We start from the raw sequence: 12,139 nt of genomic DNA, 5'->3' as shown, positions 1-12,139 counted from the left end.
CACTTTTGGGTGCGGTGCGCGGTGGGGGGGCCGCCGCCCCCCCTTAACCGGGGGCGGCCCCTTCACGCGCGCCGGGCTCCGGGGGTTGGGGGGGGGGGGGGGGGGCCCCCCCCCCCCCCCCCCCACAACCGATGGCGCGGCTCAGCGTCCGGCGGCGGCGCCGAGGTAGGGCTCCGCCGGGCCGTCGGTCTCCTCCATGTCGTCCCAGTCGATCTCCATCGCCTGACGGCGCGTGAAGACGTTGAAGAACAGGTTCAGCGTGATGGCGGTGAGGCCGCCCAGCGTGATTCCGCTGTCGAGGACCGCCTGTACGTCGTCCGGCAGCCGGTCGAAGAACGTCGGGACCGTGGTGGGCAGCAGGGCGGCGCCGAGGCTGACGGCGAGAATCAGCGCGTTGCGCTCCTCGCGCAGGTCCACCTTCCCCAGGATCTGGATGCCGACGGCGGCGACCATCCCGAACATCGAGATTGCCGCACCCCCGAGCACGGGGTGGGGGATCGCGGCGACCAGGCTGCCCGCCTTCGGCAGCAGACCCAGGATGATCATGAAGACGCCGGCCGCGACCACGACGTACCGGCTCATGACTTTGGACATCCGTACCAGGCCGATGTTCTCGGCGAACGCCACGTACGGGAACGAGTTCAGAACGCCCCCGAGAACGGTCGCGACGCCGTCGGCACGCAGTGCCCTGGCGACGGTGTCGCCGTCGACCTTCTTCCGGGTGATCTCCCCGATGGCGTAGACGTCGCCGGTGGTCTCCACCATCGTGATCAGCATGACGACGGTCATCGCGATGATCGGAAGGAGCTCGAACTTCGGCATGCCGTAGTGGAACGGCGTACTGACCCCGAACCAGTCGGCCTGAGTCACCGCGCCGAAGTGCGCATCGCCGAAGAACCAGGCGACGGTGGTGCCGAGGACGAGACCAAGGAGTACGGCGAGGCTGCTCAGGAACGGCTTGCCGACCCGGACCAGGGCCAGGATGAACAGGAGCGTGCCCAGCGCGTACGCGAGGTTCACCGGATCGCCGTACTCGGGCTGGCCGATCAGCTGGGAGCCGCCGGCCGCGTCCTGCAGGCCCACCGGGATCAGCGTGAGGCCGATGATGGTGAGGATCGTGCCGATGACGATGGGCGGGAAGTACTTCACCAGCTTGCTGAAGAACGGCGCGAAGAGGAACGTCGCTATGCCCGCCGTGATGACCGCGCCGTAGACGACGAGCAGTCCGGCGGTCCCGCCGCCCGCACCGAGGCCGATGGCGATCATGGGTGATACGGCGGTGAACGTGACGCCCTGGACCAGAGGCAGCCTGGCGCCGATCTTCCAGATGCCCAGGGCCTGGATGATCGAGGCGATACCGCAGGTCAGCAGGTCGGCGTTGATCAGGTAGACGAGCTCTTCCTCGGACAGGCCCAGGGCGTTTCCGAGGAGGATCGGGACGATCACCGCTGCCGCGTAGAACGCGAGGACGTGCTGGAAGCCGTAGAGGGTGAGCTTGGGGAGGGGGAGCAAATGGTCGACCGGATGCACCTGCTGCCGGGCGGACTGCCGTGCTGACTGGCGGGTGGACTGTCGGGAGACTCGTGCCATCTCTGCCTTGCCTTCGCGAGGTAGGTGAATGAGAGAAGACCGCCGCCGTCGAGTCCTGGATGGCAGGAGGGAGGGCGGATCGGCTCGTACGGAAGCCGACGTCTGGCGGAGTTGCCGACAACACGTCGCCCTGCACTACACATTGCGTCCTGGATTGACAGGACTTCCTTCGATTGACACACCAAAGCCCGGTTCACTCATGGGATCCGCAGGCGGTGTCGATCGGAGCGCTCACCTTAGAGCAACCTTGTCGTTCCTCGCGAGTAACCGGCGCCAGAGCCGGGCGGCCGGCCGGCGAACGACGTCGCTTAGGCTCTCGGTGCCATGAAAAGCAACCCCGCGCGCCTGGAACCCAAGGCCGACAAGGACACCGTACGCAGGCACAATCTGAGCCTGGTGCTGCGCGCCGTCCACGACGGGGGTGAAGCGACGCGCGCCGGGGTCGCGGCCCGGGTGGGACTGACGCGGGCCGCCGTCTCCTCGCTGGTCGAGCAGTTGCTGGAGAGCGGATTCGTCACCGAGTCGGGGAAGACGTTCAGCGGGCAGGCGGGGCGGCCCGGCACCGTCCTGAAAGTGGCGCGTACGGGCGTGGCGGGACTGGGCGTAGAGGTCAACGTCGACTACGTGTCGGTATGCGTGACGGACCTGTCGGGCGACGACCGGGTACGGCTCACCGAGCACACCGACAACCGCGGCGACCGGCCCACCGAAGTCCTGGCGCGCGCCGCCCAGATCGCGTCGCGGGCCCTGGAGTCGGCGGCCGAACTCGACCTGCGGCCCGTCGGCGTACAGCTGGCGCTGCCCGGTCTGGTGTCCGGCGGTACGGTCCGCCAGGCGCCCAACCTGGGGTGGAACGGGGTCGCGGCGCAGGACATCTTCGCGCACGCACTGACGGAACGGCTGCCGGTCGGTTCGGACAACGAGGCGAATCTCGCCGCGCTGGCCGAGCTGTGGTTCGGCGACCTCGGCCGGGAGCGTACGTTCCTCTACCTGAGCGGCGAGATCGGCGTCGGCGGCGCGCTCGTCCTGGGCGGTGAACTGCTGCGCGGCGCGCACGGTTTCGCCGGCGAGATCGGGCATGTGGTGGTCGATCCGGACGGGCCCGGGTGCCGCTGCGGATCACGGGGCTGCCTGGAGCAGTACGCCGGCCAGCGGGCGGTGCTGCGGGCGGCGGGCATCGACGAGAACGCCGGGCTGCCGGGAATGGCGCAGCTCGAATCCCGGGCGCGCGCCGACGACGCGCAGGCCGTCGCGGCGATTCGGCAGGCGGGCGCGAAGCTGGGGCTCGTACTGTCCGGCGCGGTGAACCTCCTCGATCCGGACACGGTGGTCCTCGGTGGGATCTACCGGACACTGATGCCGTGGCTGTCGCCACCCGCCGACCGGGAGCTGAGCCGCCGGGTGGTGTCCGGCCTGTGGCCGGCCGGCAGCGGTCGGCTGCGCGCCTCGTCCCTCACAGGGGACGCGGCTCGCGGCGCGGCGGCACTGGTCGTACGGGACGTACTGGCGGACCCGGTGGCGTACGCGTAGGCGGTCCTCACCCGGACGTAACACCCTGGGAGGAGGCGAAGTCCGCCAGGGCCGCGAAGTCGGGCGTACGCAGTCCGATCCGTGGATTGACGTGGTGGAGCAGGGCGGGGGCGTTGTGGCCGACGGCCACATGCGCGTGGTCGATGTCGCTCTGGTCGTCGTCGACCCAGGCGAAGGGCCGGCCCTTGGCGTACGCCACCAGCGGCTCCGTCTTCCAGTGAACCCCGTCCGGGCGCTCCGCGAACAAGGCATCACCGAAGTCGACGAACGGCAGTTCCGGCAGGCCGAGCGCCGGACCGATCCACCTGTTCGCGTCGCCCATCCAGGTAGTGGCCCAGCACAGCTCGTAGTCGAGAGCGAGCAGTGCCGGTCCGTGCTCGGGGTTGAGCCACACCCGCAGGGGCCTCCAGCGAGCCCGCAGCCCTCCCGGCTCCGCCGCGTCCCGGTTGTCGAGCGGCACTCGGAGGGTGAGGTAGCCGGCGGGCCGCCTCTCCGGCTTGGCCGCGTACGGATTGAGCGGTCCGTCCACGTCGAGGAACAACAGCGGTCGGCTCACACAGTTCCCTCGTCGTACGGGAGCCGGGCCGGCGGGGTCTCGCGCTGGAAGAACGTCTTGGCGCGGATCATCGCCCGCTCGTCGTTCCGCACCTGACCGGGCCGGGAACCGTTGCCGAACAGCACCCCGCCGAATCCCATCCGCAGGTACGCCGCCGTGTGATTGAGAGTGGTCACCAGCCCGTCGCCGACGACCTCGTCGTCGTCCGCCATGACCGTCACGCCCCACAGGGTCCGGCCCGCCATCCGCTCCTTGAAGTCCGAGCCGGGCACCGAGAGCCAGCCCGACCAGTAGTCGAGATAGCGCTTGGTCTGCGCGGAGACGGTGTACCAGTACAGGGGTGAGGCAATGACGATGTCGGTGGCCGCCAGAGTGGCCTGCCGCAGCGTCTCCTCGTTCTCCCCGGCCTGCCGACCGTCGGTCTCGTGCCGTCCGTCCTCGAAGTCGGGCAACGGCAGCTGCGTGAGGTCCACCCAGCGCTGCGGGACACCGGCGGGCAACTGCTCGGCGGCGGCCCGCGCGAGGAGCTCGGTGTTGCCGTCGGGCCGGGAGCTGCCGAGGACGAAGAGGAACGAGCGGTCCGTGGCACGGGGCGTTTCGGTGGTCATGTCTGCTCCGGTCTCGGACCCCCGGGCGCGGCCGCCGAGAGGCGTGACGGCGACCGCTGCCCCGGGGGAGTCGGTGAGTTACTCGCTTCCAACTCCCCCATGCCCCACGGATATTCCGATCGCTGATCCGACCCGTCAGGTGCCCTAGCGGCGTACGCCCAGCAGGTAGTCCAGCGCCAGTTGGTCCAGCACCTCGAAGGCCATGCTCCGCTCGGCGGCCGCCGTAACGTCGAACTCCTCGTACGAGCCCCGGTCAGCGAGCAGCGCCGCGAGGCCGTCGTCGGCGGTCGGGCGGGCAAGGTCGTCGAGCCGGGAGGCGCGCAGGGCGTCCTGGACCGCCGGGTCGGCGCGGAAGGCCGCGGCGCGCTCCTTGAGGATCAGGTAGTTGCGCATGCAGCCCGCGGCGGAGGCCCACACCCCGTCCATACCGTCCGTGCGTACGGGCTTGAAGTCGAAGTGCCGGGGACCTTCGTAGCCGGCGGTCTCCAGCAGGTCGACGAGCCAGAAGGCCTGACGCAGGTCGCCGGCGCCGAAGCGGAAGTCCTGGTCGTACTTGATGCCGGTCTGGCCGTTGAGGTCGATGTGGAAGAGCTTGCCCGCCCACAGGGCCTGCGCGATGCCGTGCGGGAAGTTGAGCCCGGCCATCTGCTCGTGACCGGTCTCGGGGTTCACACCGACCAGTTCGGGGCGTTCCAGGCGCTCGATGAAGGCGAGCGCGTGGCCGATGGTGGGGAGCAGGATGTCGCCGCGCGGCTCGTTGGGCTTCGGTTCGATGGCGAAGCGCAGGTCGTAGCCCTGTTCGGTGACGTACTCGCCGAGGAGGTCGAAGGCTTCCTTCATACGGTCGAGTGCTACGCGCACGTCCTTCGCGGCGCCGGACTCGGCGCCCTCACGGCCGCCCCAGGCGACGTAGGTGGTGGCTCCGAGTTCGACGGCGAGGTCGATGTTGCGGACCGTCTTGCGCAGGGCGTAGCGGCGTACGTCCCGGTCGTTGGCGGTGAACGCGCCGTCCTTGAAGACCGGGTGGGTGAAGAGGTTGGTGGTGGCCATCGGCACCTTCATACCGGTGGCGTCCAGCGCCTGGCGGAACCGCTTGACGCACGCCTCGCGCTCGGAGTCCGAGGAGCCGAAGGGGATGAGGTCGTCGTCGTGGAAGGTGACACCGTGCGCGCCCAGCTCGGCCAGGCGCTGGACGGACTCGACCGGGTCGAGGGCCGGGCGGGTCGCCGTACCGAAGGGATCGACGCCCTGCCAGCCGACGGTCCACAGACCGAAAGTGAACTTGTCGTCGGGGGTGGGGGTGAAGCGCTCCGACATGTTGACCGGCCTCCATCGGGATTTGTTTGTTGACATGACTAATACTGCACGACCAATCTGTTCCACAGAAGGCACGACGCCGAGGAAATGAGGAATCCCCATGCCGCCCATGCCGCCGAGCACGGTCGTCATCGGTGTGGACAGTTCCACGCAGTCCACGAAGGCGGCGTTCGTCGACGCCACGACCGGCCGGCTGCTGGCCGTGGGGCGCGCGCCGCACCGGGTCACGGGCGAGTCGGGTGCGCGGGAGAGTGACCCCGAGGTGTGGTGGCAGGCGCTGGGGGAAGCCGTCGCGGCGGGGCTGCGCGAGTCGGGCGTACGGGCCTCCGCCGTCGTCGGCATCGCGGTCGCGGGGCAGCAGCACGGCCTGGTCGTCCTCGACGGCGCCGGACGGCCGCTGCGCCCCGCCCTGCTGTGGAACGACACCCGTTCGGCCCCGCAGGCCGCCGCCCTCACCGGGGCACTTGGCGGCCCGGCCGCGTGGACGGCGCGTACCGGATCGGTCCCTGTCGCCTCCATGACGGCCGCCAAGTGGCAGTGGCTGCGCGAGAACGAGCCGTACGCCGCCGAGTCGGCCGCCGCCGTGCGCCTCCCCCACGACTTCCTCACCGAGCGGCTGGCCGGGGTGGCCGCGACCGACCCGGGCGACGCGTCGGGCACCTGCTGGTACTCCACCGCCACCGGCGCGTACGACGCCGAACTCCTCAGCCTGGTCGGCCTGGACGAGGGACTGCTGCCGCCCGTCGCCCCGACCGGCGCCACCCGCATCGGCTCCCTCACGCGGGTGGCGGCCGCGCGGCTCGGCCTGCCCGCCGGGATCGCTGTCGCGGCGGGTACGGGCGACAACATGGCCGCGGCGGTGGGCCTCGGGCTGGGCGGCGCGGGGCTGCTGGACCACCCGGTGCTCAGCCTGGGCACCTCGGGCACGGTTTTCGCGGCGACGCGCACGCGGCCGGCGTCGTCCGCCGCGCTGGCAGGCTTCGCCGCCGCGGACGGTACGTATCTGCCGCTCGCCTGCACCCTGAACTGCACGCTGGCAGTCGACAAGGTCGCGGCCCTGCTGGGCCTGGACCGCGACGACGCCGCGCCGGGCGGCGAGGCGGTCCTCCTCCCGTACCTCGACGGGGAACGCACCCCCGACCTGCCCGCCGCCTCCGGCCTCCTGACCGGCCTGCGCCACGACACCACTGCGCAGCAAGTCCTGGGCGCGGCGTACGAGGGCGCGGCGGTGACGGTGCTGCGGGCCCTCGACGAGGTGCTGCTCGCGTGCGGCCTGGATCCGGCCGACCCCGCGGTCGCGTCGCGTCCGCTGCGGCTGGTCGGGGGCGGGGCGCGGGGGCGTACGTGGGTGGAGACGGTACGCCGCCTCTCGGGGCGGCCGCTGCTGATCCCCGAGGCGGGCGAGCTGGTCGCACTGGGGGCGGCGGCGCTGGCTGCGGGGGCGGCGAGTGGGCGGGACGGGGTGGCGGTGGCGGTCGGCTGGGGCGACTGTGAGGGCGCCGTGGAAGTCCCGCCGATGGAGCGCGACTTGGCGGCTTGGGGCCGGGTCACGGCGGTCCTGGACGGCGTCACGGGCACCGGATCCCCCGGCTAGGGCGGGCGGGCCCTGCGGGCGGCTTGTTCCCCACCCCGCCCCTTCCCGCTGTGACACTTTGCGGCTGCCGCCGCGTGGGGGGCAAGCCCCCAGCCCCCAGCCCCCCGACAGCACAGACGCCCTACGGGCGTGTCCTCAAACGCCGGACGGGCTGGATATCGCTGGCCGAGCGCGCAACATCCCGCTCAGACGACACATTCCCGCCCAGCGGGCACATTCCCGCGCAACGGCACATTTGCGCGCCGCACGGCACCTTCCGGCCCCTCCGTCGTTTGAGGAGCGGGGTCTGGGGCAGCGCCCCTCACGCGGCGGAGCCGCCAAATGTGACAGCGGGATGGGGCGGGTCGGGGAAAGCCCCGCAGGGGCACAGCCCGGTTCAGGCCTTGCGGGCCACGCCCGTGTAGCCCGGGATCGGGTCGTCGCCCGCGACCGGGACCACCTCGCCTAGCTCCGGCCGCCACTCGGCGGCCAGCGAGACCCCGGGGTCGACAAGCTCGAAGCCGGTGAAGAACTCGGCGAACTCCTCGCGCGAGCGCGGGCGCAGCGTGAGCCCCTTCGCCGAGTACAGCGCGGACGCCTTCGCAGCCCCCTCCGGGTCGAAGTCCCCGGTGACATGCGACAGGACGAGGTAACTGCCGGACGCCAGCCGGTCCATCAACCGGTTCACCAGCGCTTGCGCCCCGTCCTCGTCGCCCACGAAGTGGAGAAGGGCGACGAGCGACAGCGCGACCGGCTTCGTGAAGTCGAGCGTCTTGCCGGCCCGCTCCAGGATGACGTCGGGTTCGCGCGCGTCCGCCTGGATGTACTCGGTCGCACCCTCCGGCGTGGAGCGCAGCAGCGCCTCCGCGTGGGCGAGCACGATCGGGTCGTTGTCGCAGTACACGATGCGCGCGTCGGGAGCGGTCTGCTGAGCGATCTGGTGAAGGTTCGGCTCGGTCGGTATGCCCGTACCGATGTCGAGGAACTGTCGTACGCCGTTCTCGGCGAGCCAGCGCGTCGCACGGTGCATGAACGCCCGGTTCACCCGCGCCATGTCGCGCCCCCGGGAGTCTAAGGTGAGGAGTTGGCGCGCCATCTCCTCGTCGACCGGGTAGTTGTCCTTGCCGCCCAGGAACCAGTCGTACATGCGCGCCGGATGCGGCTTGCTCGTGTCAATCTCGATGGCGGTGTGCTCTTGCCCGGTCATACGGCGCTCCATGGGTCGTGGGCGAACGGTTGACTGTGAACGGGGAAAGGGAGGACTCAGGTGAGGAGGAAATCTGCCTGGCCCGCCTTCGCTCCCCGGATGAAGGCGGCGATCTCGCCGGGGGTGTAGATGAGCGCGGGACCCTCGGGGTCGGCGGACTGGCGGACGGCGACCCTGCCGTCGGCCAGCTTCATCGCTTCGATGCAGTTGCCGCCATTGCCGCCGCTCCACGGCTTGTACCAGCCCTCCGCGGGCAGGTCGTTCGCTGGCATGCCGTTGTATATCCGGTCCATCTCATAGCTCCTTGCGGAGATTTTTGAGGATCTCCTTTGTGCGTTGTGCAGTCGCGGCCTGAGCCGCCATGCGGTCCATGACCTCGAGGTGGGCCGCCACCTCGGGGCGCGCGTCGAGATAGACGGCGCCGGTCAGGTACTCGCTGTAGACCATGTCCGGGAGTTCCGGTACGGCGAAGCGGAAGAGGACGAAGGGGCCGTAGGTCCCGGGGTGGTGCCCCGTCGCGAACTCGACGACCTGCAAGGTGACATTCGGCATTTCGGCGGCCTCCAGGAGACGGTCGATCTGCTCCCCCAGCACATCCGGGCTGCCGACCGGCCGGCGCAGGACCGTCTCGTCCATGACGACCCAGAACTTCGGGGCGTCGGGGCGGGTGAGGAGGCTCTGGCGCTCCATGCGCAGGGCCACATGCCGCTCGACGGCGTCGGCGGCCGCGGAGCTGGTCTGGCCGATGGCTCCGCTGCGCATGATGGCGCGGGCGTAGCTCTCGGTCTGCAGGAGACCCGGCACGAATTGCGGTTCGTACGCCCTGATGAGCGACGCGGCGCCCTCCAGGCTGACGTACATGCTGAACCAGTCGGGCAGGATGCCGTGGAACCGCTGCCACCAGCCGGGCCTGTTCGCCTCCTCGGCCAGCTCGACGAAGGAGTCGATGTCGTGCGCCGAGTGCCCGTACGCCTGCAGCAGGAGCTGCACGTAGGGGATTTTGAGCGCGACCTCGGCCGTCTCCATCCTGCGGATGGTGGCGGGCGTGACGTGGAGCACCTTCGCGGCCTGTTCGCGGCTCAGGCCGGCTCTCTCGCGCAGGTCCAGCAGGCGCTTCCCGAGAACGACCTGACCCACCGTCGGGGCGGACCTCGGTTCACTCACTTCAGACCTCCCCGTGGGCTGTTGCGAGCAGTGTGCCACGCGGCCGCGACCAAAGAAACGACACTCTGCAATTTTCATAGTGGCCCTTGCCAAGTGTCCCGTTCAGGGGGAGAGTTGGGTTGTGAACCAGTTCACGCGGATGCCGCGCGCTGCCCACCGAGGGGGAAGCAGCTGTCCGGCGCTGCCCCCACCGTGAGGAAATGCTCGTGGCACCAGGCACTGCGCTCGTCCCCCAGCTGATGGACCGCTGCCGGGGAACGGCCATACGGCGGTACGGGTTCGATCTGCCGGCTCGAGCCGAATTCGTCGCCGCTGCCAGGCGCCTGACCAGGCAGCAGCTGGCACAGTGGGGCGTCGGCGAGGACGCCTGCGACACGGCCGCGCTGATCGTCTCCGAACTGTTCACCAATGCCGTACTGCACACCGCGAGCGAACAGGTCGTCTGCGAACTGCGCGACAGTGACGGCCGCTTGCGCGTCGCCGTGAAGGACCAGGGACTGCGTCCCACCGGCCCGCGACTGCGCCAGGCCGGCGACGAGGAACACGGACGTGGACTGCAGCTCGTCGACACCCTGAGCAGCTTCTGGGGAACGCGCGACGCGGCGGACGGTCCCGGGCGCATCGTCTGGGCGGAGCTTCCTTGCTGAGGTCCGTGATGACCAGCCTGCCGGCGGGGCGACTGTCGCGCGCGCGGCGGCAAGGCAGCGGCGTACAGGGCGTCGAGCAGGACGGCGGGCCGGACGGCGTGCAGGGCAACGGGCGGGTCCGTCTGCCCGTACCGCCCGGGCTGTCGGCGCCGCTCGGCTGTGACGCGGTCGGGCTTCCCGCGCGGCACGGGTTCCGGATGATGGCGCATCTGTCCCGGCCGGGGTGCGTCTTCGCCGACGCCGACTGGTGGTGGTGGATCGTGCCGGCCGAATCGGACCTCGGACTCGTCTGGCCGCAGCCCGCCCGTTACGTCCCCGGGGCGTACGTACCCGCGACGCGTCCGCGCCTGATCCACTCGCCGGAAGGCGGCGCGCCGTACACGCCGCCGATTCCGCTCTACCTGATGGTCTGCCGGGTCGCGGGCACCGCTCCGGCGTGGTCGACTGTGCCGCGTCAGGGGTCCTGATTTCGCACCCTGGACAACGCGTGGCGGACCGCGAGTCAATTCCCTGAGTGCCGGTTCTGGCATGCCCAGCTCAGGGGAGGAATCTCCGCGCCATGAACAGACCCACGTTACGCAGACACACCCCGTACGCCGCCCTGCACGCCGCCCTGACCGCCGTCACCGCCGTCGCCGTCGCGATCGGAACGGTCCTCGCCTCGGGGCCACCCTCCTCCGCCGAGCCCGGCAGAACGCCCGTCGTCACGTGGGCCGCCAGCACGGACCGGCTGTCCACCGCAGGCGCCGCCCCTGAGCGCACGTACCGGCTCCTCGTGCGCACCAGCGCGGGCGGCAGCGGGCTGCGCGTCCGGCTCTCCAACGCCTTCGGCACCCAGCCGGTGACCTTCGGCCGCGCGTACGCCGGTCTGCGGGCCACCGGCGCCGCGCTGGTGCCGGGCAGCAACCGGCCACTGTCCTTCGCCGGATCGCCGTCGGTCACCGTCCCGCCCGGCGGATCGGTCTACAGCGACCCGCTGCCCGGCACCGTACGGCCGCAGTCCGACCTGGCCGTCAGCCTGTACGTACGGAGCGCGGGCGGCGCCGCGACCGGCCACAAGATGGCCCTGCAGACGTCGTACATCGCACCCGTCGGCGACCACACCGCCGACGACTCCGCCGCGCCGTACACCCAGAAGATCACCTCGTGGTTCTACCTCGACGCCGTGACCGTGGGCGCCCGGCGCGGCACGGGCGCCGTGGCCACGCTCGGCGACTCGATCACCGACGGCGCCATCTCCACCCGCGACACCAACCGCCGCTGGCCGGACTTCCTGGCCCGCAGACTGGACGCGGACCCCGGCTCGCGCCTCAAGGGTGTGGCCAACGAGGGTATCTCGGGCAACAAGGTCCTCAAGGACGGCTCCGGCGAGAGCGCACTGAAGCGGCTCGACCGGGACGTGCTCTCGCAGCACGGCGTGCGCACCATGGTGCTGCTCGAAGGGGTCAACGACATCAAGGCCGTTCCCGCGCCGACAGCCGCCGAACTGATCGCCGGCTACCGGCAGATCGTCGACAGGTCGCACGCCGCCGGCGTGTGCGTCGTCGGGGCGACGGTCATGCCGTACGAGGGCTGGAGGGAGTGGACGCCGGCAGGAGAGGCCGTACGGCAGGAGGTCAATGCCTTCATCCGCGACAGCGGCGCGTTCGACGCGGTCGTCGACTTCGACAAGGCGGTCATGGACCCGGCCGCACCGACCCGCATCCTCCCGGCGTACAACAGCGGCGACCATCTGCACCCCAACGACCTCGGGATGCGGACGATGGCGGACACCGTCGATCTGAAGAGTCTGCGCTGCTCCAGGCGATAGGCCACTGATGATTGCGGTCGTTAGTGCGGGGGGGGGGGAGGGGCGTGAAGACGACCCAAACCCACCCCCCCGCACCCCGTACACAGCGCGACCGCCCCGCCCCCCCGCCCCCCGTCCCCACGACGAGGCCGCAGCAC

12 protein-coding genes are annotated in these 12,139 nt (G+C 70.8%); 5 read left to right on the top strand and 7 right to left on the bottom strand.

The window, feature by feature from the left end; translation table 11 throughout:
* Nucleotides 1-141: 141 nt before the first annotated feature.
* Nucleotides 142-1,590 (bottom strand): nucleobase:cation symporter-2 family protein, encoded by a 1,449-nt coding sequence (locus ABZX79_RS37455; protein WP_355268425.1) that lies wholly within the window; start codon nt 1,588-1,590, stop codon nt 142-144.
* A gap of 324 nt (nt 1,591-1,914) precedes the next feature.
* Between ABZX79_RS37455 and ABZX79_RS37450 the strand changes: the two genes are divergently transcribed.
* The gene (locus ABZX79_RS37450; RefSeq protein ID WP_355268422.1) at nt 1,915-3,120 is read left to right on the top strand and encodes an ROK family transcriptional regulator; all 1,206 of its coding nucleotides are present in this window, start codon (nt 1,915-1,917) and stop codon (nt 3,118-3,120) included.
* Between the two features lie 7 nt (nt 3,121-3,127).
* Here the strand turns inward: ABZX79_RS37450 and ABZX79_RS37445 are convergent, their stop codons facing one another.
* The 3 genes from ABZX79_RS37445 to xylA form a co-directional block, all read right to left on the bottom strand.
* Entirely contained in the window at nt 3,128-3,676 is a 549-nt protein-coding gene (locus tag ABZX79_RS37445) for a hypothetical protein (RefSeq protein WP_355268419.1), read from the bottom strand.
* Nucleotides 3,673-4,284, bottom strand: coding sequence for an NAD(P)H-dependent oxidoreductase (locus ABZX79_RS37440; protein WP_355268416.1), 612 nt, complete (start codon nt 4,282-4,284; stop codon nt 3,673-3,675). Before ABZX79_RS37440 ends, ABZX79_RS37445 begins: the two co-directional genes overlap by 4 nt.
* A 144-nt stretch (nt 4,285-4,428) precedes the next feature.
* Entirely contained in the window at nt 4,429-5,601 is a 1,173-nt protein-coding gene (gene xylA / locus ABZX79_RS37435) for a xylose isomerase (RefSeq protein ID WP_355268413.1), read from the bottom strand.
* A 109-nt stretch (nt 5,602-5,710) separates the two neighbouring features.
* Between xylA and xylB the strand changes: the two genes are divergently transcribed.
* Entirely contained in the window at nt 5,711-7,195 is a 1,485-nt protein-coding gene (gene xylB, locus ABZX79_RS37430; protein ID WP_355268428.1) for a xylulokinase, read from the top strand.
* 376 nt (nt 7,196-7,571) lie between these two features.
* Here the strand turns inward: xylB and ABZX79_RS37425 are convergent, their stop codons facing one another.
* Genes ABZX79_RS37425 through ABZX79_RS37415 form a run of 3 tightly spaced genes read right to left on the bottom strand, consistent with a single transcriptional unit; the run spans nt 7,572 to nt 9,545 of the window.
* Complete coding sequence (locus ABZX79_RS37425) at nt 7,572-8,381, bottom strand: SAM-dependent methyltransferase (RefSeq protein WP_355268410.1); 810 nt, start codon at nt 8,379-8,381, stop codon at nt 7,572-7,574.
* Between the two features lie 56 nt (nt 8,382-8,437).
* A complete protein-coding gene (locus tag ABZX79_RS37420) occupies nt 8,438-8,674 on the bottom strand; it encodes a DUF397 domain-containing protein (protein WP_214971109.1) in 237 nt (78 codons plus the stop codon).
* A 1-nt stretch (nt 8,675) separates the two neighbouring features.
* Nucleotides 8,676-9,545, bottom strand: a complete 870-nt coding sequence (locus tag ABZX79_RS37415; RefSeq protein WP_355268406.1) for a helix-turn-helix transcriptional regulator — start codon at nt 9,543-9,545, stop codon at nt 8,676-8,678.
* 206 nt (nt 9,546-9,751) lie between these two features.
* On the opposite strand from ABZX79_RS37415, the gene ABZX79_RS37410 reads away from it, so the two are divergent.
* The 3 genes from ABZX79_RS37410 to ABZX79_RS37400 all read left to right on the top strand — a co-directional run bounded on the left by ABZX79_RS37410 (nt 9,752) and on the right by ABZX79_RS37400 (nt 12,002).
* A complete protein-coding gene (locus ABZX79_RS37410; RefSeq protein WP_355268403.1) occupies nt 9,752-10,192 on the top strand; it encodes an ATP-binding protein in 441 nt (146 codons plus the stop codon).
* 8 nt (nt 10,193-10,200) lie between these two features.
* Complete coding sequence (locus ABZX79_RS37405; protein ID WP_355268400.1) at nt 10,201-10,659, top strand: hypothetical protein; 459 nt, start codon at nt 10,201-10,203, stop codon at nt 10,657-10,659.
* 92 nt (nt 10,660-10,751) lie between these two features.
* Nucleotides 10,752-12,002: an SGNH/GDSL hydrolase family protein gene (locus tag ABZX79_RS37400; protein WP_355268397.1), complete on the top strand. Its 1,251-nt coding sequence runs from the start codon at nt 10,752-10,754 to the stop codon at nt 12,000-12,002.
* Nucleotides 12,003-12,139 lie beyond the last annotated feature (137 nt).

The sequence above is a fragment of the Streptomyces sp. NPDC002994 genome (assembly GCF_040611155.1).
Taxonomy (GTDB): domain Bacteria; phylum Actinomycetota; class Actinomycetes; order Streptomycetales; family Streptomycetaceae; genus Streptomyces.
This window is presented reverse-complemented; position numbering and strand designations above follow the sequence as displayed.